The 25157-nt window shown below is 66.6% G+C and carries 17 protein-coding genes; 12 read left to right on the top strand and 5 right to left on the bottom strand.

The genetic code is table 11. From position 1 onward, the window contains the following. Positions 1 to 3: 3 nt before the first annotated feature. Entirely contained in the window at positions 4 to 159 is a 156-nt protein-coding gene (locus AB0E07_RS04100) for a hypothetical protein (RefSeq protein WP_333754889.1), read from the top strand. Positions 160 to 174: 15 nt separating this feature from the next. On the opposite strand, the gene AB0E07_RS04095 is transcribed toward AB0E07_RS04100, so the two are convergent. After that, positions 175 to 3234, bottom strand: a complete 3060-nt coding sequence (locus AB0E07_RS04095; protein ID WP_362246169.1) for a BTAD domain-containing putative transcriptional regulator — start codon at positions 3232 to 3234, stop codon at positions 175 to 177. Positions 3235 to 3544: 310 nt separating this feature from the next. On the opposite strand from AB0E07_RS04095, the gene AB0E07_RS04090 reads away from it, so the two are divergent. The 6 genes from AB0E07_RS04090 to AB0E07_RS04065 all read left to right on the top strand — a co-directional run bounded on the left by AB0E07_RS04090 (position 3545) and on the right by AB0E07_RS04065 (position 10950). Continuing rightward, entirely contained in the window at positions 3545 to 4300 is a 756-nt protein-coding gene (locus tag AB0E07_RS04090) for a hypothetical protein (RefSeq protein WP_362246167.1), read from the top strand. Between the two features lie 163 nt (positions 4301 to 4463). After that, positions 4464 to 5573 carry an ATP-grasp domain-containing protein gene (locus AB0E07_RS04085; protein ID WP_362246816.1) on the top strand — a complete coding sequence of 370 codons (1110 nt, stop codon included), beginning with the start codon at positions 4464 to 4466 and terminating at the stop codon, positions 5571 to 5573. Positions 5574 to 5605: 32 nt separating this feature from the next. Then, positions 5606 to 6796 (top strand): cytochrome P450, encoded by a 1191-nt coding sequence (locus tag AB0E07_RS04080; RefSeq protein WP_362246165.1) that lies wholly within the window; start codon positions 5606 to 5608, stop codon positions 6794 to 6796. Further along, on the top strand, positions 6793 to 8553 hold the full coding sequence (locus AB0E07_RS04075) for a non-ribosomal peptide synthetase (protein WP_362246163.1): 1761 nt from the start codon (positions 6793 to 6795) through the stop codon (positions 8551 to 8553). Before AB0E07_RS04080 ends, AB0E07_RS04075 begins: the two co-directional genes overlap by 4 nt. A 4-nt stretch (positions 8554 to 8557) precedes the next feature. Beyond that, positions 8558 to 9976: an AMP-binding protein gene (locus AB0E07_RS04070; protein WP_362246161.1), complete on the top strand. Its 1419-nt coding sequence runs from the start codon at positions 8558 to 8560 to the stop codon at positions 9974 to 9976. Then, positions 9973 to 10950, top strand: a complete 978-nt coding sequence (locus AB0E07_RS04065) for an alpha/beta fold hydrolase (RefSeq protein ID WP_362246159.1) — start codon at positions 9973 to 9975, stop codon at positions 10948 to 10950. The genes AB0E07_RS04070 and AB0E07_RS04065 overlap by 4 nt, the downstream gene beginning before the upstream one ends. Positions 10951 to 11644: 694 nt before the next feature. Here AB0E07_RS04065 and AB0E07_RS04060 read toward each other — a convergent pair. From AB0E07_RS04060 to AB0E07_RS04045, 4 genes are all read right to left on the bottom strand, one after another. Next, positions 11645 to 13114: a hypothetical protein gene (locus AB0E07_RS04060; protein ID WP_362246157.1), complete on the bottom strand. Its 1470-nt coding sequence runs from the start codon at positions 13112 to 13114 to the stop codon at positions 11645 to 11647. Next, on the bottom strand, positions 13107 to 14054 hold the full coding sequence (locus AB0E07_RS04055; protein WP_362246155.1) for a hypothetical protein: 948 nt from the start codon (positions 14052 to 14054) through the stop codon (positions 13107 to 13109). The genes AB0E07_RS04060 and AB0E07_RS04055 overlap by 8 nt, the downstream gene beginning before the upstream one ends. Positions 14055 to 14382: 328 nt before the next feature. Next, positions 14383 to 15072: a hypothetical protein gene (locus tag AB0E07_RS04050; protein ID WP_362246153.1), complete on the bottom strand. Its 690-nt coding sequence runs from the start codon at positions 15070 to 15072 to the stop codon at positions 14383 to 14385. Positions 15073 to 15353: 281 nt separating this feature from the next. Further along, the gene (locus tag AB0E07_RS04045) at positions 15354 to 15875 is read right to left on the bottom strand and encodes a hypothetical protein (protein WP_362246151.1); all 522 of its coding nucleotides are present in this window, start codon (positions 15873 to 15875) and stop codon (positions 15354 to 15356) included. A gap of 466 nt (positions 15876 to 16341) precedes the next feature. Here AB0E07_RS04045 and AB0E07_RS04040 point away from each other — a divergent pair, with 466 nt between their 5' ends. The 5 genes from AB0E07_RS04040 to AB0E07_RS04020 all read left to right on the top strand — a co-directional run bounded on the left by AB0E07_RS04040 (position 16342) and on the right by AB0E07_RS04020 (position 25102). Further along, the gene (locus tag AB0E07_RS04040; protein WP_286253737.1) at positions 16342 to 16683 is read left to right on the top strand and encodes a helix-turn-helix transcriptional regulator; all 342 of its coding nucleotides are present in this window, start codon (positions 16342 to 16344) and stop codon (positions 16681 to 16683) included. 550 nt (positions 16684 to 17233) lie between these two features. After that, complete coding sequence (locus tag AB0E07_RS04035) at positions 17234 to 18658, top strand: hypothetical protein (RefSeq protein WP_362246148.1); 1425 nt, start codon at positions 17234 to 17236, stop codon at positions 18656 to 18658. Next, on the top strand, positions 18655 to 19473 hold the full coding sequence (locus AB0E07_RS04030) for a hypothetical protein (RefSeq protein ID WP_362246146.1): 819 nt from the start codon (positions 18655 to 18657) through the stop codon (positions 19471 to 19473). The genes AB0E07_RS04035 and AB0E07_RS04030 overlap by 4 nt, the downstream gene beginning before the upstream one ends. Before the next feature lie 23 nt (positions 19474 to 19496). Continuing rightward, complete coding sequence (locus AB0E07_RS04025) at positions 19497 to 23957, top strand: hypothetical protein (RefSeq protein WP_362246144.1); 4461 nt, start codon at positions 19497 to 19499, stop codon at positions 23955 to 23957. Further along, positions 23954 to 25102 (top strand): Wadjet anti-phage system protein JetD domain-containing protein, encoded by a 1149-nt coding sequence (locus AB0E07_RS04020; protein WP_362246142.1) that lies wholly within the window; start codon positions 23954 to 23956, stop codon positions 25100 to 25102. The genes AB0E07_RS04025 and AB0E07_RS04020 overlap by 4 nt, the downstream gene beginning before the upstream one ends. Positions 25103 to 25157: the final 55 nt, after the last annotated feature.

Raw genomic sequence — 25157 nt, 5'->3', positions numbered from 1 at the left:
AGTATGCGCACCAAGCTGGTCGGACTGACAGGAATCGTCGCGGCTGTCGCCCTGGCGCTCGGTCTGGGCGCGACCGCACAGTCCGGCACGGTCGGGCAGCCGGACGCGCAGCACGTCATCGTCGCGGACAACAAGGGGCCGGCGGTCATCGCGCAGTGATCTTCCGAGCCCGGATCAGTAACCGCGGCCGGTCACCGGAAGCTCCATGAGGTCGAACAACTCCGTTGCCATCGCTCGGCTCCTTCCGGCTGCCGCGGTGTCACCGAGCCCTTCGGCCGCCCGTGCCAGACCCAGATGCGCCGAGGCCTCCTCCGAACAGAACTTGATGGCCGATGCCAGTTTGAGCGCGTGGGCGTGCAGTGCCATCGCCGACGAGTACTGCCCCTGGGCGGTGTACAGGCGGCCGAGTATGTTCTCGGTCCTCGCCTGGCGGACTGGTGTACCGCCCGACCGTGCGAGGGTGCGGGCACGCTCGGCTAGTCCCGACACCACGACACTGTTGCCGAGACGGTGCGCCACCTCAGCGGACAACGCGACCACCAGGGCGACGTCCCCTTGCGGCACGCTGTCATCGCACTTTTCGAGTGCCTGGTTCAGACTCGCCTCGGCGTCTGCGTACTGGCCCATACCCAACTGGGCAAAGGCCAGATCGGCCAGGGCCATGGTTTCGTTCACAGGATCGGCGGTGCCAGGCTCCAGTTCGAGGGCATGGCGGGCGGCTCCCGCCGCCTCCGGGTAACGGCCCCAACGCGCGTAGAGCGAGCTGAGGGTCGTCTGGGTCTCCGCCTCCGATCGTGGGGTGCCCAGCTCCCGGGCCAGCCTGATGGCCCGTTCCAGCAGGGGCAGCGCCTCGTTGTAGCGCCCCAACATCGACATCAGCAGGCCAAGGGTGGATTCGCTGTGCACCTCTGCATCCCGGTCGCCGAGGCGCACGGCAATCGTGCGTCCCTCACGGGCCACGGTGATGCCCTCCTCGAAGGATCCGAGCTTCCAGCAGGCCACACCCAGACTGGACAGGCTGATGCTCAGGAGGACCAGGTCGTCAAGCCGGCGTGCGGCTCGGACGGCCACGCGGCCGAGTGACCGGAATTCCTCGAAGTACCCGCCCCCGTTCAGATGGAAGGCAAGATTGCGGATCAGCCAGCCGGTATGCCGGTCATGGCCGAGCCGGTCGGCCAGATCCACGGCTGCCAGGAGTCCTTGGTGCTCACGGCCGAACCAGAGCCGCGCGGATTTCTCCGCCAGGAACTCCGGAAGCTCGCCCTGATAGGGGGGTATCCCGCTGGAGCGTGCAGTACGGCCGGGAAAAAGCACGTCGCAGGCTACGTCGGTAGCCGTCAGGTAGTAGCGGAGCAGCCGTTCGAGAGCGTCCGCATTGGTCCGTTCCGTTGTCGGACCGCTCCGGCTCTGGGCGAAGCTGCGCACCAAGTCGTGAAAGGCGTACTGGCCCAGGTCCGGCTGCTGGAGCAAATGCACGTCGAGCAACAGCTCCAGGATGTCCTCGGCCTCCCGGACGCCGACGTCGAGCAGTGCGGCCGCCGAGTGTGCGTCGATGGTGGCGCTTGGGTGCAGCGAGAGGACACGGAACGCGGAGCGGTACCGTTCTTCCATCGCCAGGTATGACAACTGGAGAGTGGCTGCGACACTGCGGTCGCCCGAACTCAACTCGTCCATCCGGCGACTCTCGTCGCGCAGTCGCTCGAGCAGATGCCGCACGGTCCACCGTGGCCGGTTGCGTAGCCGCGCGGTGGCGATACGCAGTGCCAGGGGTAGGTGACCGCACAGTTCGGTCAGTTCGGCGACGGCCTCCGGCTCGGCCGCCACCCGCGCCGCGCCGAGCGTCCTGACGACCAGCGTGGCGCTCTCCTCGGGAGACATCAGCCCCAGGGAGATCCACTCGACGCCATCCAGGTCGACCAGCCGTACCCGGCTGGTGACGAGCACCAGGCAACCCGGGGGAGCTGACAGCAGCGGGAGGACCTGAGTGGCGTCGGAGGCGTTGTCGAGGAGGAGCAGCATCCGGCGTCCCGCCAGTGAGGCCCGCCACGTCGCTGTGCGTCCCAGCAGGTCCTCAGGAATGCGCTCGCTCGGGGTGCCGAGCGCCCGCAGCAGCGTGTCCAGCGCTGTGGAGGCCGAGACGGGGGACTGCTCGCCTGGTGTGAATCCGCGCAGATCCACATAGAGCTGCCCATCGGGGAACTCCGCCGCGAGCTCGTGGGCGGACCGTACCGCGAGCGACGTCTTTCCCATGCCGCCCATGCCGTCGATGGCCACGACTCGGGCGCTGTGTTCGTCTGGTCCTCTTTCGGCCCGGACCCGATCGAGCAGGAAGGCCAGTTCCCTGTCCCGGCCGGTGAAGTCCGGCACGGCGTACGGCAGCGTGCAGATCGGTCCGTGCCGCTCGTCGGGCACCTTGGCGGGGGCGGGATGCATGCCTTGCGGTGCGGCCAGCTCGGTGCTCTCCCGAAGGATCCCCTCGTGCAACTTGACCAGATGGGGCCCCGGATCGACACCGAGCTCCTCGACGAGCAGCTCGCGTACCTTCCCGTACTCCTCCAGGGCGTCGGCTTGCCGGCCTGAGCGGTACAGGGCAAGCATCAACTGGCCGCGCAGCTTCTCACGCAGGGGGTGCGCGTCGACGAGGGCCCGCAGATCGGCCACGAGTTCACTGCTCGCACCGAGCCCGAGGCGCAGGTCGTACAACTGCTCGACTGCAGCGAGGCGGCGTTCCTCCAGCGCGGTTGCCGCGCGGTCGACAACGGGGCCTCCCGCACCCGCGAGGACGGGGCCCTGCCACAGGCCGAGTGCGTTCTGCAGCTCCAAACAGGCGTCGTCCGACCGCCCGGCCGCCACGGCCTGGGCAGCCGCCTGGATCCGTGCGTCGAAGTCGAGGAGGTCCAAGCGGGCGGCCGCCGTGAGCACCCTGTACCCGGGACCGTCGGTGCTGATCACTTCTCCACCGCAGGGCAGACGCCGACGCAGGTCGGCGACGGCCTTGCGCACCTGGTGCGCCGCAGTCGCGGGCGGACTTTCACCCCAGGCGGCCTCGACCAACCGGACGACCGGAACCACTCGTCCCGGGGCGAGTAGCAGCGTAGCCAGAACCCGCTCCTGAATGGTGCCGCCGAGCCGCACTCGTTCGCCGCCCGCCCACACTTCGAGCGGGCCGAGTACGCGGAACCGAAGTTCCTGCGCGGACAGATTTCTGTCCCTTCCCGAAGTTGCGGGTGTCATCGATCCTCTGCCCCCCATGTCCAGAACCCGAGGTAGAGGGCTTGGCATGGGGATCATAAGCCATGGGTCGCGCCGATCGACAGCATTCACTCCGGGCTGCGGCGGAGGGGTATCGGCAGGTCGCCGTCCTGTTGTTGGGAGCGAGACAGGACCGGGACGGGAAGCGCCGCACGGACCATCGTCACGGCATCGCGAGAGGCAAACTCGGTCATGGCTGCCGCCGACCGGCCTGAACGCGCTGCCGTCCAAGCGCTGCCGGAATCTCATGAAAGGGCTGGCCTGAGCCATGGTTGACCCGTCAAGACAGTCGTTGACTCTCGACGTCATTGACTATCCGGGGCGCCGTCCGGAGGCGTACATCGCCGATCTGGAGCTGGAGCACGAGGGATTCGGCACGCGTTACCTGCTGGATCGCCACAGCCAGACCGACGCCACCGCGGTGGCCTACGCGGAGGCCCTGTTCAGCAGGGAACCGCGCGAGGGCGGCCGGGTGCCCGCCGTGCTCGGCTACTGCGCCTCGAGTGGGGTCGCCGCTCATTATGCGGAGGTCGTGGCCCGGGAGACCGGCGAAGTGCCGTTCCTCATCTGCTTCGACGCCAGCCCGTGCACCATTGGCGACATCGAGGACTGTTACCTGACCGCAGTCCAGCAGATCGAAGAGGACGGGCCCGCAACGACGGAGCCCCCGCTGCACCTGGTGGAGTTGGGGGAACACCCTCAGCTGCTCATTGACACCGTACGGGCGGACCTAGTGAGCCGCATGGTCCGCACGCTGGCCGCTGATGGCGTCACCGACGACGTCGCCGGCCTGGTTGCCCAGACAGTCGACGGTACCCACATCGCCTGGATCACTCACCTGCTGGCCTGCCGTGATGCCGACCCCGCCGTTCGGACGCAGCGGACTGTGAACGTCGTGTCCCGTGGGTACACCGAGGCCCCGGAATGGCTGCGCGGTGAGAGCGTTCGCACGGTGCGCATCGACTGCGACCGGGCTGATCTGCTCCGTCATCCGGACACGAGGTCCGCCGTTCTCGGCTTTCTCCGGGGAGACGGCGACCGTGGGTGAATCGGAATGGCCGGAGAAGCCTGTGCGGAAGACACCGAAAGTAGCCGTGGTCCACGACGTGGGATCCGTCGGGGTCACGGACATCGTGATCGCACTGGAGGATTTCGCGGTCCCTGTCTTCGTCTGCCCCGACTCCGAGCACGAGGACCCCGCCACCGAATTGATGGCGGAGTTCGGTGTCCTGTGCGACATCCGCGGAATCGATTTCGCCGAGGCGGTCGAGCACATCCGGCGCCTGAATCCCGACGGCATCGTGACGTTCAGCGAGTACCAGCTCGACCTGACGTCCAGGCTGGCGGCAGCACTCGGTCTGCCCTTCCACAGCCCTGCCGTAATCCAGGCACTGACCCGCAAGTCCGTACAGCGCCGGTTACTCAACGACTGGGGTGTCTCGGCCGTCGCCACCGAACTGGTCACTGACCGGCTCTCGCTGCTCGACGCCTTCGCCCGGATCGGTGGGCCCGCAGTGCTGAAGCCGGACTCCGGCACCGGCAGCCGCAGCACTTACCGGATCCTTGACACGCACGACGCCGCACGGGCCGCCGTGGACGTCTTCCCGGACAACGGGTCCGCCCCGTCCGAGCCGTTCGTGCTCGAGGCGGAGATCCCCTCGCTACCCACGGAAAATTCCTGGGGCGACTACGTATCGGTCGACTCCGCCGTCTTCCATGACCACATCGAACATGTGGCTGTCCTCGGGAAGTTTCCGCTGGCCAAGCCTTTCCGGGAGACGGGTTCCTTCTTCCCGGCGGATCTGCCGCCGGACACAGCCGCCGCCGTGACCTCTCTCACGTCCCGGGCCCTTCGTGCCCTGGGTGTTCGCCTCGGGGTCTGCCACACCGAAGTGAAGTTGTCTGCTGACGGGCCGCAGATCATCGAGATCAACGGGCGTCTGGGCGGACGGGTGAACGAACTGGTGCAGAAGGCGGGCGGCCCCAGCTTGGTGAGGATCGCGGTGGAACTCGCCCTTGGCAGGCCGGGCACGCCCCGCTTGGTGGACGAGTGGGATCCCGGCTGCGTCACCTTCCTGTACGCGAAGCCGCCGCCCGCCGGGGCGAAGCGGCTGCTCACGATGCGCGGGGTGGAGCGGCTTCGGGACAGGGCGGAGATCTCTCTGGTGACCGCGGAATACGAGGAAGGGGTGGCGCTCGACTGGCGCCGGGGCAGGCTGGCGAACGTCTATGTGTGCTACGGCAACGTGGACACGCACGCACAGCTGGCTCGGCTCCTGCCGGAGATCGACCGGACCGTTTCCCTGAGTTTCGAGTACTGAGTGAGTTCCCCGCGAGTGAGGAAAGCCGATCCGTGTCCAGCCGTTGTCCCTACGCGCACGCAGCCGTCGTCCAGCCTGATCCCTGTACGGACTACTTGGCATTGAAGGAGGTCGCGCCCGTCCACCGGGACGAGGTGCTGGGTGTGTGGTTCATCACCGGGACCGAGCAGGTCGGTGAACTCATCCGGCATCCGGCGCTGTCGTCCGCCTGGCCGGAACGCGGCCGTACTGTCCTGCACGATGGGGCCGACGCGGCGAACGCGGGCGGTCGCACCGCCGACACCGTGCGCCGCTGGTTCATGTTCAACGACGGCACACGCCACAAGACCCTGCGTGGTCTCGCCGCGCCGCTCTTCTCCGCGAGCCGACTGGCCCGCCTGCGCCCGTTCGTCGGTGAACAGATCGACGACCTGTTCACCGGACGGCCGGGCCGTATCGACGTCATGGCCGACTTGGCCGTCCCACTGTCCAGCAGAGTGATCTGCCGAGTGCTGGGCCTTCCCGCCGAAATCGCCCCACGGTTGGAGGGCTGGTCCCAGGACATCGCCGCGCTGCTCGTCGCGGACTACCTCCCGGAGGTGTCCCGTCGCGGAGACCTGGCACTGAGCCAGATCCAGCACGCCGTCGGCGCGGCCCTGGGGAGCCCTGACCTCCCGCCTGACAGCGGTCTCGCCCTGCTGAAGAAGGCCCAGGAGAGCGGCGAGGCGGACGAGGCCGACATCGAGGCCGTCGCGGGACTCATCGTCTACGCCGGCTTCGAGACCACGTCGACGTTCATCGGCAAGGCACTGCGATCCGTCCTGCACGCCGGCGCATGGCGGGATCTGCGGAGCGCGGACCCGGCCACCGCGGTGGAGGAGCTCCTCAGGTTCGACACCTCGGTACGGCAGATAGCCCGTGTCGCGACGGCGCCCATCACCCTCGACGGACAGCGCATCGAGGCCGGCGACCTCGTGCTGCTCATGTTGGGGGCGGCCAACCGCGACCCTGGCGCCTTTGCCGACCCCGACGCCCTCCGGCTGGACCGCAGTATCAGGAAGCACCTGGCTTTCGGGCAGGGACAGCACTACTGCCTGGGCGCCGGGCTGGCGCGCATGGAGGTCCAGATAGTCATCGAGAAGATCTCTCGGGCATGGCAGGACGTGAGGCTGGTCGAACCCCCCACGACAAGGCTCCACTTCGGAATTCCGGTGCTTGAACGGCTTGAGCTGGAAGTGTCATGAAGAACAGAAGTAACCCGCTGATGGCGAACCGCACCGAACAGCGGACCGTACACCGTCTCATAGAGCAGTTGGCTCAACGCTCGCCCCACGAGCCGGCTGTCGAGTGCGGAAAGGAACGGCTCACCTTCGGGGAGCTGTGGGACCGGTCCACCGAGGTGGCAGCAAGCGTGAGAAACATGGAGGGCCACGCACCCGGTGGGCTCGTCGCCACTCTCTTCACCCGGGGGATACCCGGCGTGGTGGCACAGCTCGGCATCTGGCGGGCGGAATGCGCCTACCTTCCGCTGGACCCGTCGTTGCCCGACGACCGGATCCGCACGGTCCTCATCGGTGCCGGGCAGCTGGGCGTCATTGCCGAACCGGAGCAGCGCTGGCGGGTCCCGGATCCGGACGGCCCGGGCGGGAGAGTCCCGGTCTGCCCGTACGGCGGAGCGGATGACGTCGGCACGGCCAGAGACGCTGCCGCCTACGTGATCTACACCTCCGGATCCACCGGCACCCCCAAGGGAGTCGCCGTCGGACATCACAGCCTGGTCAACCTGATCGACTGGCACCGTCAAACCTACGGTACGGGCCCCGGGGTCAGGGTAGGCGCCGTCGCCGGCTTGGGGTTCGACGCCTCGGTGTGGGAGGTGTGGTCGACCCTCGCGAACGGCGCCACGCTGGTGCTTCCGGAAAGCGGTCTCGACACGGCCGACATCTCCGCGATCGCCGGGTATCTCGAGGCCTGTGCCATCGAGCAGTGCTTCCTCAGCACCCCCCTGGCGGAGCAGTTCTTCGCCTTGGACGGCGTACCGCCCTCCTTGAGGATCATGACGACCGGTGGTGACAGACTCCGGGTCTATCCCCCCGCCGACTTCCCCGCAGCGGTCTTCAACCACTACGGCCCGACCGAGTCGACGGTGGTCACCACCTCTGGCATCGACCTGCGGTACGTGCCCCGAACCGGCCTGCCTGCCATAGGCCGCCCGATCGCCAACGCCACAGTGCGGCTGACTGACCCTGCCGGCCGTGTCATCGTCGCTCCGGGCGAAGAGGGCGAACTGTGCGTCGGCGGCGACGTCCTGGCACTCGGTTACCACCGCGACGAGACCCTGACCGCCGAGCGCTTCGTGCGCGAGGGGGACGGCTCCACCTGGTACCGCACCGGGGACATCTGCCGCTGGAACGAAGGAGGAGAACTCGAGTTCGTTGAGCGGCGCGACGGCCAGGTCAGCCTGCGCGGCTATCGCGTCGAACTCACCGAGATCGAGCAGTCGGCGCTGAGTGTGCCTGGTGTCGAGCAGGCGGCGGCGACGGTCCTCCCCGGCCCGGACGGCGACCCGACGCTGCTCTTCTTCTACTGCGGGACGGCGCGGGAGGACGGAGTACGCGCCGCTCTTGGACAGCGACTCCCTGCCTACATGGTGCCCAACGCCATTCACCACGTTGAGAGGATCCCTTTGAACGGCAACGGAAAAATCGACCGCGGCGCCCTGTCCGCAGCCCTACTCACCGCCTCGCCCGCCGACACGGGGGTGACCGGGGGAAGCACCCTGGAACGCATGGCGGACATCTGGGCCCAGTACCTCGGTCACCGCCCCGATACCCAGGACGACTTCTTCACCATCGGCGGCCATTCCATCAGGGCTGCCCGGGTGACCGCAGAGGTCCGCAAGCAGTTCGCTGTGACCATCGGGCTCACCGTGCTCTTCAGCAACCCCGTACTGACCGACTACGCGAGCCGCGTGGACGAGCTGGTGCGGGAAGGGGCATAGCGTCATGCGGACCATATGGGACGTCGTCCACGAACAGGCGCGGCGTGATCCGGAGGCCACGGCGGCAGTGGCCGAGCGCCGGTACTCGTACCGCCAACTGGTCCGGTACGTGGCCGGGCTGTCTGAGGTCATCGGGCGTCGGGCCGACCGGGGCTCACTGGTGGCGCTCGACATGGACAGCCCGCTCAGCGGTGCCGTGGCGATCCTCGCCGCCGCACGCGCCGGCTGCCCGGTGCTTCCGTTGAACCGGCAGAGCCCTCAGGAGCACAGGAGGAGGATTCTGGCGGACGCCCGCCCCTCGCTCGTGGTGCGGGCGACCGCGGAATGCGCATTCGAAGTGACCGAACCGGAGCACGCGCCGGGCGTCGACGATGCGCTGGGCGATGTAGCCTACGTCCTCTACACGTCCGGATCCACCGGCGCGCCCAAAGGCGTCATGGTCAGCCATGCGGCGCTGCTCGACCGCCTGTCCGGCCTTGCTCGCACCCCCGGCCTCTCGGCCGGAGAATCCATGGTCGCGATGACATCCCTCTCCTTCGACATCTCCATGGCCGAGATGCTCCTTCCGCTCACGGTCGGCGCCCGACTCCTGGTGGCTCCCGCCGACGCACGTCTCGACCCCGACGTGTTCGTCGACTTCCTGGACACACACGCGCCGGACGTAGTGCAGGCGACCCCGAGCTTCTGGCGGCTGGTGACCACGGGTACCTGGAACGGGGCGGCCGGAAGCCGCATCTGGTGCGGAGGCGAGGCCCTCACCCCAGCTTTGGCGCGGCAGCTCGCGCCCGTCTGCAAGGAGTTGTGGAACCTGTACGGCCCCACGGAGGCCACCATCTGGGCGACCGCCGCGCTGATCGGCGTCGACGACCCGATCACGCTGGGTTCCCCGCTCCCGGACACGTTCGCCTGTCTGGACACGGAGGGCCAAGGGGATCCGGACGAGGGCGAGATCCTGCTCTACGGCGCCGGACTCGCGAAGGGATACCTGCGGCGCTCGCAGCTGACGAGCGAACGATTCTGCCACCGCCGAACGCCGCATGGCCGAACCCTCGTCTACCGGACCGGGGACCGGGCACGTCGGCACGCCGACGGTTCGCTGGTCTTTCTCGGTCGTGACGATGGTCAGATCAAGCTGCGCGGTCACCGCATCGAACTCGGGGAAATCGAGAGCACGCTGGAGGAACACCCTGAGATCTCCCAAGCGGTCGCACTTTTGTGCGATGACGACCGCCCGGACCGCGCCTCCATCACGGCGTTCGTGGTCGCGGAGCGGACGAGTGAGGCGGAGGTCAAGGAATGGCTGCGGGACCGCCTTCCCCCCAGCCATACGCCGACCCGCGTCACCGTGCTCGCGGCCCTTCCCCGAACTGCCGCCGGGAAGGTCGACCGCATGGCCCTGACTGGAAAGGAGATAGTCCCATGACTCACACCTTTTCTCCAGAAAGAACGTACCGGGATATCATCTCGGAAGCGTGGCTGAAAACCTTGGAGATTCAATTCGCGCATGACGACCAGAATTTCTTCGATGCGGGGGGAAATTCGATTCTTCTGGTCCAGATGCAGCGTTCGCTTACGGCCGGACTGGGCTTCAAAGTGCCCCTCCAGGAAATATTCCAGCACCCTACCATCACGGATCTGGCTCGGCGTCTCGAGGTGTTGATGTCCTTTTCGGCGCCGGTCGGAGGGCAGCGGTTCAACCTCTACTGCCTGCCTTACGCTGGTTGTTCCGCACGCGTCTTCGAAGGCTGGAAGGCGTATGCGCCCGAATTCCTCAACATCCTCCCGGTTGAGCTGCCCGGGCGGGGGTCGCGATGCACGGACAACCCGATTTCTGACCTTTCCGGTCTTCTGGACGATCTGTCTTCCGCGATAGATGCCGATGGTCGCGTCCCGTACGGCATTTTCGGCCACAGCTTCGGGGCGATCATCGCCTATGAGCTTGGGAGGAGGATGGTTTCAGACGGGCGTCCGAAGCCGAGCACTCTGGTGGTGTCCGCCTGCAGGCCCCCGCACCTGGCGACTCCCGAGGTGCCTATTTTCGACCGCCCGGACCGCGATTTCCGCAAACGGCTGCTGGAAATACGCGGAACACCCCCGGAGCTACTGGAAAATGACGAGCTTATGGAGCTCTACATCCCGGTTATCCGTGCCGATTATTCCATACTCGACAATTATCGCCCGACCAGTCCCGCTGGTATCGGCTGTCCAATAGTCGCCCTTTATGGCGGTGCGGACGAGGAAGCCGACGGAGCTGTCATGGAACAGTGGAGCGCGTACACACAGTCCTCGTTCGTAAAGTATGAAGTTTCTGGCGATCATTTCTTCCTGCACTCTGCCGAACAGGAAATTGTGAGTCGCATCGCATCGGAGACTCTAATCGGAATTCCGTCTGCTTGACTCTTCGTCCCGAACAAGGTTGCTTGGGCCGACGCGTGTAGTCGCTTGCTATGCCGCGGTGCGAGCAACCGCGGCATAGCGCTAGTTCGGCAAATCCGGCGGTAGATGTTCCAACTTCTACCTGGCCCAGGACCGGGACGCCCTGTTCACCAACCCGGTCCCGACCGAAATCGCCACCGCACACGGCAAGAGCGTGGCCCAGGTGGTCCTGTGCTGTCTGATCGAGCGCTGTGTCGTGGTCATCCCGTAGTCCGCCCGCCCCGCGTGCATGGCCGAGAACCTCGACGTCTTCGGACTTCCACCTCACCGAGGAGGAGACGAAGCGCGTTGCCAAGCTGGACACCGGCGCCAACGGCATCTTCGACCACCATGACATCAAGTCCGTCAGCCGGTTGGGCAAGGTCCGCTTCGACACTGAACACCACGCCGCGTGCGAAGGCACCCTCGTTCGCCAGGCCGCAGGCAGTGCTCGGCCTGGCCATGGGCGCTGCCGACGGCCAAGTCGCAGCGGACCTTCTGCAAGGCGTCAGCGGACGAGACAATGTCACACAACTGTTGTACTGCTTCGGCCGCCGCCGTTTTCGCGGCTGCGTGACCTGGCAGTCACCGACGTTGAGACCCTCTACGTGTACCCTCACGCCGCCTTCGCCGTCTGCAACTCGACTAGCTCCACGTCGACACACGACGCGACCTCTCATGTCGTGACCCCAGCTTGTAGGGCTCTTGAGCGTTCCAGGAACACGCGTCGGCTGGTGGCGTTCTGGGCAACGGCGAATCCGAGCGCGAAGACTTTCTGGCGTTCGAGGCCGTAAGAGATCATGCGGTTGTTCCACATGCTCCTGTCGAACTGGCTGTGTACCGACTCTGAATTGCTGCGGTAAGGGTAGAGCCGCTGGTGGGTGAGGGTGGACTCCGGTATCTGCTGGAGGTGTTCGGCGCGGTGGAAGTCGCGTTCGCTGTCGCTCTTGAGGCGTCGGCCGGTGGCCGGATCCGTGGCCGTGCGGTCGCCGGGGGTCGTGGTGATCCCGACCTGTACGCGGTACGGGTGGGCGTCGTGACGGCAGGGGATGAGCAGCAGATGGTACCAGCGTGACTTCGTAAGGCCCTGTCGGTGTTCCAGGCGGGTGACGGGAACCGGGATCAGAATGCTCGTGCCGTCGTCGAGGAGGACGCGCTCGGCGATGCGGCCCTGGTCGCACCACAGGTCATGGCGGCAGCGCCCGAAGCGCAGGAGTTCGTAGGCACGGGGTTTGACCGAGCCGTGCTGCTTATTGATGACCAGCAACCCGAGACGGGCGAGGGCGTCGCGGTGGACGCCACGGAACGCTCCGTCGTAGATCACGCCCATGCAACCGGGAAGCTGCCTGCTCAGCTGGCTGAAGGAGCGCACGGCGACGGCGGCCTCGTCCTCGTAGTCGCCGCCGGCAACGTGGCGGACGGCGAGGATCACGCGCTGCCAGTAGCCGTCGTCACGCGCCGAGGCGAAGAACCACTTCGTCCCCCTTGCCAAGCGCTTCTCCTTCTCGCCGTTCTCGTAGTAGAGCCGGGCGGCGGGATCCACTCGGTGCCTGCGCATCTCCCCGGTGGTGGTGTCGAGGGTGAAGGCGTGTTCCGCCTTGGAGGGCGCTTTGGGGACAGTGGCGTCGCCGACGAGGAGCTGACGGCGTTCGGGTCTCACCCAGTTCCGTGTGGCATCTTCCGGGAACAGACCCTGGTGCAGGGCCTGTTGGACGGCTTGCTGCTCGAAGAGGTCTTGGAGCAGTTCGATGCTGGGGGCCAGGAGCTTCTCTTCGGCGTACAGATACTGGCCACGGCTCGGCGGGGTGACCGGCAGCAAGGCTGCTGCCGTGCGTCCGGCATTGCGTCGTATGGAGGCGCGGACAGCGCGCCACTGTCTGGTGTCCAGGGTGCCGACAGCGGAGCGTTTGGAACCGGTGACGGTCATCAGGGCGGCCAGCAGGACGTAGACGACGGCCGGGTACTGCCGGGGGCAGCCGCGGCTGGCCGGCGCGGGCAGCAGTTCGGCCATCTCGTAGATGAGGGTCTCGTCGAGGCAGTCCGCGATCCGTTGTGGCTGCGTGCGTTGTTCCCAGTCGCTGAGCTGGCGCTTTCTGCTGGGCCGGAGTTCCTGAGGGAGTGGGTCGCCGAAGACGTCGTCAGGCACCGACCGCCTCCTGCCCGTCCCCAGCGCTGGAAGTGCGCCATGTGTAGCCGACGACCGCTGCGGCTCGGTCTAGGGAGCGCAGACCGAGGCGACGGGCCGCGTCCTCGATGCGCCTGGTGCGCTCGAACTCCGCGACAGCCGCCCAAGCGGTGATCGAGGACGGTTTGACATCCTCCTCGTCGCCCAGGCCGATGCGCCTGAGGAGGTCACCCAGGGCGACACAGGCACGTGCCTGCAAGTAGGCGTCGGAGCCGTGCCGATCGGACACGGCCAGGCGGGCGTTCGGCGCGGACTCCTTGCGCAGCTGCCGCGCGCTGACGAACTTGGCGCGGCTGGTCAGGACGCTGAGGCCCCAGTCGTCGAGAGGGCACCAGCGTGCGTCCACCTTGGTGGAGCCGTGCATCCACACGCGGCGCCGGTTGATGTCGAGGTCTCGTACGCGGATGTGCCCGATCTCCCCGCTGTGACCGCCGGCCAGCGCGAGCGCGGCGGCGGCTCCATGACGGCTGGGACGGGTGACGAACGAGGCACGGTGGCGCAGATCGATGACCTCGTCCTCGGCCAGCGGCCGGACACCACCGATCGCCCGGGCGGGCAGGACGATGTCCCGCGCGGGGTCGGCATCGCTCAGACCGAGTTCCCGCAGGGTTCGGTAGGCGGTACGGACTACTGAGCGGCGTAGCCGCATCATGGCCGCCGCGGAATCGGTGACGCGGCCGTGGCGGCCACGGCCGCGGGCGGTGACGAAGTCCTCCGCGAGGTCGGCGGTGACATCGTCGAGGACAACGGCGCCGCGCAGCTGCATGTAGCGCTCGCAGCGTCTGAGCAACAGACCGAACTTGTCGAGGGTTTGCTCGGTGAATTCGCCGCGGGCGGCCATGGTCTGCCAGGCGTCCTGGACACGGTCGAACGCGTACGTGAGAGAGGGGTCGCTTCCCACAGTGAGGGCCCTTCGCCGGGGTGGCACCAGCGCAACCGGCTCTGATCCCTCGACAAGAGAATGCGCGACGGAAGGGTGCAAAGCGGTTGAAAAGGTGATGTTCCGTACATGCGACACCTTGGGCATGGATGATCTCCGCGGCAACAGGAGGGAGGCAAACGAGGGTGACAGACGCAGCGGTCGTGCTGGCAGGAGACAGACGTGCTCAGGCGCGGTGCCGACGCAACGGCTCCGTGGTGGCACGACCGCTGACCGCCTGGCTCAAAGAGTGCAGGCGGGTGAAGCGGCGCCGCGGCCGAGAAGCCGCGGCGCCGGGAAACGGGCTCGCTCAGCCGGTGGTCTGCTGTCGAATCCGTGGGGACAGCGAGGCGAAGACGGTCTGATAGGCGCCCATCAGCGCGATGAACTGGTCATCAGGCAGCGCGGAGATCTGCGCGGGAGTGGCGCTCATCAAGGGGTCCAGGACGCCCAGCGGCTCCTGCTTCTTCGGCGCGGAGGCCGTGAGACGCTCCTCTCCGGCGGGGAGCGTGCATCGCCCCAGCTCGTCACGGTCGACCAGCAGGGCGTATACCAGCCACTCCGTGAGATAGAGGCCGCGTTCCGCGGGGCCAGGAGCGCCGGCCTTGAGTCGTCGGGCCAGCTCGGCCTCCTCCAAAGGCCCGTACGACAGGTGTTGTACGGCGGATCGCTGGAACCACTGGCCCTGCCAGCTGTCCCGCAGCAAAAGCCGTGCACGTGCCGAATCGCTGCTTCGCAACTGGGCGAGGGCGAAGCCGAGCTCGGTCAGTGCCAAGGAGCCGGTGTCGGCCCGGAAGATCCCGGCCTGGGCAAGGAAACCTGCCGTCCCGCTGACGGACCTCGGAGCGATATTCAGCCGCTTCCCGACGGTAGTGGCCCTGACGGCAGACCGGCCAGGGCCGCCGAGTTCGGCTATGACGTCGATGACTTCAAGCTGCCGGCGCGGGGTGAGGCGCTCGGTCGGAAGGATCCGCGACCGCGAGGAATCGGAGGGCGCCATCACGCACCTCCTGCACGCAGGGCACAACGGGTCATGGGCAGCGCGAAGGAGCGGCATTTGCTGATGTATGGCGCCAAAAATGGCATAACGGGCCCTCAGTTCGTGTCCTGCTACAGGCATTTCTGATCAGGGCCCGACGCGGAACAGGGGCTATGCCCTAGGGTGGTGTTCGATGCGTGGGCCCTCAGCTGACGTGTCACCGGCGCCGCTGGAGGAGAACCGGCAAGTACTCTCTGGCGGCGCCACGCGCACGTTGCTGCTGGGTTATGAGGTTGCAATCTCTAGGTGTCTGTGCGGTACGCCTCCGGGATCACCAGCAGTCGGTAGGCGCCCCGGCGGACGATTTCCACCGTTTCCCTCTTGTGCAGAGCCGCCAGGGCGGCGCGGATCGCACTTGCGGTCGAGTCCGGTCGGACCTCTCGTACACGCTCGTAGATCAGCGTCAGTGGAGTGATCTCTCCGATGTCGAACGCGTCCACCACGAGGTGCTTCAGGGAGCGCCCTGGAGCACTCGGAGTGGCAGCCGTGTCCGCGCTAGGCTGCCCTGTTTGTTCGTCGCGGGAACCAATGTCCGATGCGTCCTGTGCCTGTTGCCCCACATATGCTTCGGCGGCCTCGACGGTCGCCAGGACAGCGGCATGGCGCTCGGCCGCGACACGCTGAAGGTGTTGGGTTTCCTGCAGCACGCGCTCGGCTTCCGCTACGGCCAGATCGGCCGCTTCGCGACGGGCTCGCTCGACATCTGCCAGCTCCCGGAGACGAGTGATGAGCGGCTGAGCAGAAGTGCTCGTCGCGTTAGCCACCACACCCTCCTCGGCTGCTTCCGGAGCGACTTGTGGATCACCCTACCTGGCGGTGCAGCGAACTGCAGCAAGTAGCCGAATGCTCCGTGAGCAAAACGCACCTGATGGTCCGTCTGCTCAGGTCGGGCGGTCGGATTAGTGGTGATCTAAGACTACTTGCGTCAGCGAGTTGCATCCAACCTGCCAGTCAGTAAGGAGAGTTGATGCATTAGATAAGCGGCGCGTAGTGGCAAGTCACTTAGTTTCACGGGCGGTTGGTAGGTGCAGGGCTAGGTACGCCGACAGGTACAAGAGGAGAGGAGACGTAGATATCCAGTCGTCGCGCGCGCCCCGGAGGGGACGGCTTCAGGCGCCGCGGGCGACCCTGGACGAGCAATAGGTATCCCGTGTCCGGACCGTATTTCGACGGGTTGCAGCGCTCGCACAGCCTGCCCGGGGGCGGTACTGCGCGTGGCACGATCGGGCCATGCCACGCAGCAACAACGACAAGCCTCCTCTGTTCTATGTGGCGGACGGCACCTGGCCTGAGGTAACCCTCGCCTCGGATGCTCCGCTGAGCGCTCACTGCGGTCTCTTGCTGGCGCGAGACCTGCGCCGGACGATGCGGTCACGTGATCTGTCCCTGCGCGGACTCGCCGAGGTCGCCTGTGTCGCCCATTCCACCGTCGCCCGCGTGGTCAACGGTGACGTGCTTCCCGACATCGGCACCCTCACACGCCTGGAGGACGCCCTCGACCATCAACTCTGGCCGGGACCGTCCGCGGTGCGGTCGGCTGCGGTCTCGATGCCAAGGACTGTGGGTCGATGAGATGGGAGCAGTCAGACCGGTGCGTGATCCCACGGCTTGAGCGTGCAGGCGGCTCAGGAGAAGCGACGCAGCCGTGCCTGGTGCACATGGGCCGCGGTGTCGCCGTAGAGCGGGATGTGCACCCTCCAGCGAACTGATTCCCTCGTTCCCTTCACAGTGCGCGATTGCTGAGGCCTACTCCAGGATCGATGCCTCAATGTGATTCTCGAGCAATGTGCGCAGGGTTGGGCCGCGAGGTAAGCGTGCCATCGTGGGAAGCTGCCTCCTGGGGCCTGGCAGGTCTCGAAGCGGCGGGCTGATCCACCAATCTCGGGCTGCTGTACCTCCCTGCATGGGGCCTGCGGCTCGCCAAGGGTACGAGGAGCCGGCCGTGTCCGAGGCCGCCTGCTGTCCGTCAAGGATGAACAGACAAATAAGCTGAGAAAACCCAAGTCCGAAGTAGTCGCACATGGTTAGTGTGTCAACTGTGCGAGATGAGACCTGGGAGCCTGCTGCCACGGTTGACGAAGGCCTCAGCCGTAGAGCGAAGGCGCTGGCATGCACCGCCCCGTTGCACGAGCTCGACGCCCGTAAGGGCATGATCGAGTGGGCCGAGGCGAAGACCTATCTGATGGCGGAGATCGCTCTGTACACCATCGACCAGGTCGCGATCACCATGGACTTCGACACAGGCGCCGGGCACCAGCACATCGTGGAGCGGGTCCAGCGGTTCGTCGCACGACGGACACCGCAGCGTCCTGCGAAGGAGCACGCGCGGGTCACGGCCTGGGTGCTGGAGAGTCTGATCAATGTCGGGGACGTGGATCGTACGTTCCGTCGACCGTACGGAGCAGTGGACGCCAACGGCGTCTACCGGGTGCACACGTTCGACTTCAAGCTCATTGAGGAGCGCAGGGACGCCACGGGCAAGCTGTACCTGCGTGCCTCCCACGAGGCTCTGAACGTCCTGGTCGGCGCCCTGGACACCGATGTCGAGTCCGCTCAGGTCGCCGCCGAGGTGAAACTCGACAACCTGATCAGACGGGGCCAGCTGGCAGACGCGAAACAGGTCGCCGAGCAAGCTCGTATCCGGACGATCCAGTATGGGGAGATGATCCGGGTCCAGTTGGATGCCACCAAGCGCAACGTGCAGGCGGTGGACTGGCGGGAGAAGGTACCGAAACTGCTCGACGACGCGCTTGCCCACGTCGAGGAACGGGTTAAGGCCGAACGGGCGATCGCGAAGTACATGGCCGAGGCACGCGACGAAGCGGAGGAGCCCGTGCGCAAGAGTCGCGCGGCGGAACTCGTCGACATCGTCGAGGACTGCGTACGACGCCACATCAAGCTCCACGCCCGCCTCATGGGGGCCCGGGACCTTTTTCGGGAGCAGCAGGATCGCCAGCAGTTCGCCGACACTCCCCAGCGCCAGACCCTCAACCTGTACGGCCACCTCCTCATGCCTGCTCTCGACCTGCCGGTCACTGACGCCTCCGCACTGGCCGACCGCTACTTCACGGATTCCTCGGGCCCGGTCGTCCGCGATCTGCCGGACCTGGCCACCCTCGTTCCCCTGCTGCTGCGCCCGGCACCTGAACGCACACGGTTCGCGGGCGAAGTCCTCGAACCCGACCTGGAGACGTCGGAAGAGCAGAAGCGCTTCACCGACCGTCAGTGGGAACAGGCCGACGCGCTTCTCGACCTGCCGGACGAAGTACGCACGCTGTCCGGTCTCCTGGACGAAGCGGCAGCCCTCGACCCCGAGCTTCCCGAACTCGTAGCACTCCTGGCGTTGCACGCGTACGGCCCGCAGACCGGAACCGCCCTGCGCCGCAGAGACGACAGGGTCCTGCTGGCCGTGCACGCCGACACCAGGCTGAACAGCCAGGGCTTCGAGGGCGACGACCTGCTCCTCACCACGGCACGGCTTGTGGCCCCCGCCACCGCCGACCGCCCGACGCAGACAAAGAAGACCACCGGAGGTGACGACCGATGAGCGGTGTCCTCGGCACCTACAGCGAGCACGACGCGGAGGAGGCGACGCGGCTCGTCGGATACGGCCTTAGGCCCAGGCTGCGCCCGCACCGGGACGCCGACTACGCGTCCCTTGTCCGCCGCTATGACGAGGAACCGGCGTTCGAGGAACTGGTGAGGAAGAGCGCGGCAGGTCTCGGGCTGCGGGTCATCGGAATCACCCAGCGCGCAGGTGCCGTCTTCGGCGCTCTGCCGGGCTCGGTGTTCGAGACCAAACTCGATCTCTATGCGCGACAAGCACGCCAGGCCCACCAGCGAGAGGCGGAGCGGGTGCTGCACGGCATCGCCCACCTGGCCATCGCCGCCTGCTGTTTCCCGCGGCCCGAGGACCTCGCCGACGACGGCTACGTCGGCCAGGCCATGGTTCCGACAGTGGACAACCTGGTACGCCACCTCTGCCAGGAACTGTCCGAACGGGTGGCCGGATCCGAGGAGAACAGCGACCCCATGGCCAACGCCCCCGAACTGGAACGTGCCTGGCGTGTCTACCTGCGCAGGCCCGAGGCCGGTTCGACCAGCGACGGCCGCGTCGCCCCGCCGTCCACCGAGGCGATCGTGGGCAAGGCGCTCCGCTACCTAGTCGACCAGGGCATGCTGACCGAGACAGAGGACGACGAGCGTCTGGTGAAGGTCTACCGCACCACCGGCCGCTACCAACTGCAGGTCCGTGAACTGGCAGCCGTCGAGGTATACGACGAGTTACTGCGTCTCGGCGCCCCCGCAGGGCACGCTGCCGGCGACGTCGTGCGGGTTTCCGACTCCGGCACGCTGTACTGACGGGCTCGGGTGTGGACAACACGATGAACTATGAGCTCTCTCGGGTCCGCCTGTGCTCGGTCGGCCCGACGGGCGCACGGTTCCAGGACGTGACCCTGGACCTCAGCGGTGCCGGGCGTCCGGTCACCCAGGAGCAGGCGGATCTGTTCGACTCTGTGACGCAGACGTTGCGCCCGTCGCCCGCCAGCGTGCTCTTCCTGGAGAACGGCGGCGGCAAGTCCGTACTTCTCAGACTGGTGTTCTCAGTACTGCTTCCTGGGAGAGGCCCCGTCAAGGGAGCCGCCGATCCTCGTCTCCTCGACGACTATGTGCTGGGCCAGGATGTCTCCCACATCGTTCTCGAATGGACGCACGCGGTGAACGGCCGGACGCTCGTCACCGGCAAAGCCATGGCGTGGAAGAACCAGACGGTCTCCAAGATCGCCGAAAATCTCAAGGAGTGGTGGTATCACTTCCGCCCTACCGACACGCTGGCCCTGGACACCCTCCCGATCGCCGACGGTGGCCGCTATCTGTCCTTCGACGCCTACCGCAAAGACCTGATCGAACTCAGGGACCAGGATCCGAGGCTGGAACTGGACTGGCCGAAGTCCCATGCAGACTGGACGGAGCGGCTGGGGGACGACCTTGGTATCGATCCCGAACTCTTCCGCTATCAGCGGGTGATGAACAAGGGCGAAGGCGAGGCGGTACGCGCGTTCGACCTCGACTCGGACGCGAGCTTCGTCGACTTTCTACTCAAGGCCGTAGTCAAGCAAGACAGTCTGACCGAGTTGGCCGATCTGGTGTCCCAACACCAGGACAAGCTCGCTCGGCGGCAGAGCTTGTTGCTGGAACAGGAGTTCGTGGAGCACACGGTTGAACTCCAGGGCCCCCTCATCGAGGCGTCGCGCGCCGAGGCCGAGGCACGGAAGTCCTTTAAACAGGCCGAGGAATGCCTGGTGACGTTCGCCGGGCAGCTCAAGCGTCGCGTCGACGACGATGACGTCAATCTGGGGAAACTGGAACAGGAGGTGACACGTCTTGCCCGGGAACGGGACGACGCCGCTCACCTGGCCAAGCGGTGGAGCGCGACCGTGGCCGAACAGAGACTCAGCCTTGCCGCAATGCGTCTTGAAGAGGCCAAGGCTCTCGTCGCCCGAGCGTCCACGGAGCGGGACGACGCCAACGCCCTCACGGAAGGCTGGCAGGCGACGGCCGTCGTACTGCGCCACCAGGAGAAGACCGGCGAGGCGGCCCGGCTCCGTGAACTGGTCAACCTCGGCGAAGAACGTGCCCGCCCGGCCCTTGAAGCACGCGATCACGCCGCCAGGACACTTGCCTTTGGGCTCTCGGCCCTCGCGCGCGAAGCCGACACGCGGGCGCGCCATGAGGAGGACACAGCGCGTCGACGCGACGAGGCCGAGGCGGAGACACGCGGCAAGCGGGAGGAGGCGCTCAAGGCCGCGACCGAAGCGCAGGGCGAGCGGCGGAGCCTCATCGAGAGGATGGAGGCGGTTGATGCCGACGCTGAGCAGGCCGTGGCCGACGGACTGGCAGCCGACCCCGAGACGCTGCCACAGGCCGCCCAGGATGCACAGCACGCTTTGGAAGCCCTACGTAACAAGATCGACGCCCTGGCAGAGGAAGAGGACGCACTCGCCGAGGAACACATCGAGGCCCAGCGGCTCCTGGACGAGGCGAAGGAGAACGAGGGGAAGGCACGCCAGCTTGCCGAACGCCTCCAGGACAGGATGCAACAGGCCATGGGTCCCAAGACGGTACTGGAGTCCGAGCCACGGCTGACGGCACTCCTCGACGGGGAACCAGTCGACCTCGAAGACGATGCGCACCTTCTGCTCGAGCGTCTCGCCGAAGCGGTCGCCGAGGGAGAACGGGAACATGTCACACTGCGGATCGAGGAAGCCCGCGACGAGCAGGCCCGCCTGGCCCTGGCCGACGGGCGGCTGCTGCCGCCGCCGGCCGTCGTGACCGAAGCATGCCGGATTCTGAGACACGAGAAGATCGACGCCTGGCCGGGCTGGGAACACATCGCGGACTACCCCCAGCGAAAGCGCGAGGAGTTCCTTGCCCGAGCGTCCCATCTCGTCAGCGGCGTCATGCTGAACTCCGGCGATGACCTGGACAGGGCCCGTGACGTCCTTGTCGCACTGAGGCCCCAGCCCACTGCTTACGTGGCCGTGGGCACTAGCGAGGCACTCGAGTCACCGCAGACCAGGCATCCGGACGGTGTTGCGTTCACCCTCCCTTTCCACCCCGCGCTGTACGACCCCGAGGCAGCCGACGCCGAACACCGGGCCATCGAGGAGCGGCGTTCCCAGCGCACACGGCGCCTCGCTGAGATCAAGGCCTCCAAGCACAGGGATGAGGGACTCCGGCACCGGATCGCCACCTGGCGGGAGAGTTACCCGCCCGGCGCCCTTGCCGTCCTGTCCGAAACAGCTGCTATGGCCGCTGACGATCTCGTCACCGCGGGGAGGCACACAGCCGAGCGACAGCGCGGTGTCACCGGCCTGGTTGAGCGGCAGACACAGAACCGGACAGCTCAACGTACGGCCGCGGTCGAGCGGGATCGCCTGACCGAGGTGAGCAGCAGACTCAACGACATCGCCCGACGCCTGGACCAGATGTCGGAATGGTCGGACCTGGCCCGTGCTGCCGAGACGCGACGGGACCAGCAGAATGAAGCGGCCGCGCAGGCACTGACCGCCGCGGAGGAGCACCGTCGTCTGGCAACAGAGCACAGGAACACCGCCGGTGAACAACTTCAGATCAAGGAAGGCGCGATCAAGGAACGGGCGGCACTGCCCGGTGCGCAGGATGTGCCTGACAACGCGGATTCGCCACGGGAGCCCATCGCCGTGCTGCGCAACACCTACAAGACCGCGTCAGACAACTACGAGAAGGCCGATGTGCCGGACGAGTTGCGCCGAAGCCTCACCCGGGCAGGGGAGGAGGAAACGGCTGCCGGCGCCGAGTACTCGGCACTGGACGAGGCACTTCGTGACCGGGCCCATCGGCTCCTGTTGACCCCGGAGGCCTCCGACGCGACTACCCGCGCGCAAGCCCTACGGCGTGCGCAACGTACTCGGAAGGCCGCCGAAGAGGCTGTCGGGAAGGCCCAGGTCACCCAAGGACAGCACGAGAACGCCCTGAACGAACGCGACAACGAATTCCGGGCGCTCACCTCCGAGAGCGTGGCGCCCATGCCTCTGGAGCGCCAGCCCCGCGACATCGCCGCATGCCAGGAAGCAGTCGAGGAAGCCGAGTCGAAGCAGTCGGCCGCCGCAGTGGCGAAGGCTTCCGTGGACGCCCTGCACGCCGTGGCCGTCCAGACATGGGAGGTGGCGAAAGACACCGCCAAGGAGTTCGCCATCCTCGCGGAAACCCTCACAGCTCTCACTCCCGAGGAAGCCACCGTCGAGCCGTTCACGGGTGACGCCGCCGTCGCACGCCGCGAGCACCGCCGACTCAACCAGGCCAGGAACACAGCCCGGGACGATCAAGCCAGACACGACCGGACCCTGCGCAAAGCGATCGAGAGGCTGAAGAAGCATGCGGGCTCTGACAAGTACGACTCCCTGAACATCCCCGTCCGCCGCCAGATCCTGCTCCTCCCGCCCGAGGAACTGACCGCCCATGCACCCGGCTGGGACATTCCCCTCACCTCGCGGCTGCGGAGCCTCACCGACGACCTGAACCAGATCAGCCGACATCTGAAGGTGATCATTGAGCACCTCAAAGGCGAGGTCGACAAGGCCCTGGCCATCCTGCGGTCGGCGCAGCGCCTGTCCACGCTGCCGCGTTCCCTCGCCGAATGGGCCGGACAGGAGTTCATCCAGTTCAACTTCGACAAGCTCGGCGACGAACTGCTCACGGCCCACCTGGGACAGGTGATCGAGGAAGCCGCCGCCGGTGTCACCGGCGACGGACGCAAGACGCGGCGCGACGGCCTCTCCCTGCTGCTGCGCGGCGTGCACACCGCCGTCCCCAAGGGATTCCGGGTGTACATCCTCAAGCCCGACAAGGTCCTGCGAACGGAGCGCGTCCGGGTGTCCAAGGTCAAAGAGATCTTTTCCGGCGGCCAGGAGCTCACCGCCGCCATCCTCCTCTACTGCACGCTGGCCTCCTTGCGGGCCAACACCAAAGGCCGCAGACGCGATCGCCACGCGGGCGTTCTGTTCCTCGACAACCCGATCGGACGGGCCAACGCCGACTACCTGCTCGACCTGCAACGATCGGTGGCGGAGGCGCTCGGTGTCCAACTTGTCTACACCACAGGTCTCTTCGACGAGAAAGCGCTGGGACAGTTCCCCCTGATCATCCGGCTGCGTAACGACGCCGACCTGAGGGCCGCGCGCAAGTACCTGGTCGTGGACGAAGTGATCCGGAATCACCTCGACCGTCTCCCTCCCGAAGACGGCACCGGGCGTCTGTCTGCCGCCAGGGTCTTCACCCGCGAGGCGAGAGGTGCCCGAGCGTGACGCAGGAGACACCGGCGGAAGAGACCGGGCCGTCCCGACGGGAACGTGAACTCCTCGCGCGCCTGCGCCAGTGGGCAAAGGACAACAAACGCAGCACCAAAAGCAAGACGCAGATCCCACTGGACGCCGTTCTGCATACCTTTCGGACTGTCCCCAACCGCAACCCTGAAGGGGAGTTCGAGTCGGCCGTACTCGACAACTGCCTGAAAATCCTGGAACGGCATGGCTTGATCAAGGTTTTCCAGGAGAGGACGTCCGAGAAGGTGTCTCTGCCGGTCAAGATCTGGCTCCTGCCCGAGGACCGTCCCGTCCGTGCCGAGGAACCGATGCCACGCTGGCATCACGAACTCAACTGGCTCGCACGGGAATGGCAGCGGGCCACTCCCAAACAGCGGGCCGCCTACACCGCCCTCAACCTGTGGCGCAAAAGCGACCCGGACCTGTTCGCCGTACCTATCCGCGAGCGCGCCCTGGAGATCTTCGGCACCTTTGGCTCCGAGGCCGACTTCCCCATGCCAGAGAAGACCTTCGACGAGCTGAAGTCCGGCCCCCTCTTCTCTGATCCGGACCGGCTCGACGAGGTGATCCGAACGTTCCGGTCGCCCCCACCCCTGCTCACCGAAACCTTCCCCCTGGAGGAAACGGACGGCCGGTACTGTCGGGTCGGCACCGGTGACGTCCTGCTCGTCGTCGAGAACTCGACCACCTGGTGGTCCCTCGTCGAATGCCTTCCAGAACAGCACCGTCTCGGATACGTCGCCTGGGGACTTGGCGGCACCTTCAGAGCTTCGGTCCGGGCCATCACCGAGGAACATCGTGTCTCGGATATCCGCTACTTCGGCGACCTCGACCTCAGCGGCGTACGCATCCCGCTGAAGGCCTCCCACACGGCGTCACAGCTCGGCCTGCCCACCGTAAAGCCCACCGAAATGTTGTACGAAGCGCTCTTGGGTCAGGGCCGACCCCGTAACGCCAAGGAGGCTCCGGCCAGCGCGGCGGAAGCCGCACAACTGGCGAACTGGCTTCCCGAACAACTGCGGGCGGACACCGTGGGTCTTCTCATGGAGGGCAAACGACTTGCTCAGGAATGGGTCGGATACCGATACCTGAGACGGAATACGGACTGGTACACGGACGTTCGTTGACGGGTCCGGAGCCTTCGTCACGCTGACCGGGTTTATTCCAACGAGGGTGATAGCC

This window comes from Streptomyces sp. NPDC048002, from assembly GCF_040653275.1.
GTDB lineage: Bacteria > Actinomycetota > Actinomycetes > Streptomycetales > Streptomycetaceae > Streptomyces.
The sequence above is the reverse complement of the archived record's forward strand: the minus strand, read 5'-3'. Positions and strand labels throughout refer to the sequence as shown.

Coding starts and splice junctions, on each gene's coding strand:
- AB0E07_RS04100 (WP_333754889.1), top strand. CDS start 4: ATGCGCACCAAGCTGGTCGGACTGACAGGAATCGTCGCGGCTGTCGCC.
- AB0E07_RS04095 (WP_362246169.1), bottom strand. CDS start 3,234: ATGACACCCGCAACTTCGGGAAGGGACAGAAATCTGTCCGCGCAGGAA.
- AB0E07_RS04085 (WP_362246816.1), top strand. CDS start 4,464: ATGGCGGAGTTCGGTGTCCTGTGCGACATCCGCGGAATCGATTTCGCC.
- AB0E07_RS04075 (WP_362246163.1), top strand. CDS start 6,793: ATGAAGAACAGAAGTAACCCGCTGATGGCGAACCGCACCGAACAGCGG.
- AB0E07_RS04070 (WP_362246161.1), top strand. CDS start 8,558: ATGCGGACCATATGGGACGTCGTCCACGAACAGGCGCGGCGTGATCCG.
- AB0E07_RS04065 (WP_362246159.1), top strand. CDS start 9,973: ATGACTCACACCTTTTCTCCAGAAAGAACGTACCGGGATATCATCTCG.
- AB0E07_RS04050 (WP_362246153.1), bottom strand. CDS start 15,072: ATGGCGCCCTCCGATTCCTCGCGGTCGCGGATCCTTCCGACCGAGCGC.
- AB0E07_RS04040 (WP_286253737.1), top strand. CDS start 16,342: ATGCCACGCAGCAACAACGACAAGCCTCCTCTGTTCTATGTGGCGGAC.
- AB0E07_RS04030 (WP_362246146.1), top strand. CDS start 18,655: ATGAGCGGTGTCCTCGGCACCTACAGCGAGCACGACGCGGAGGAGGCG.
- AB0E07_RS04025 (WP_362246144.1), top strand. CDS start 19,497: ATGAACTATGAGCTCTCTCGGGTCCGCCTGTGCTCGGTCGGCCCGACG.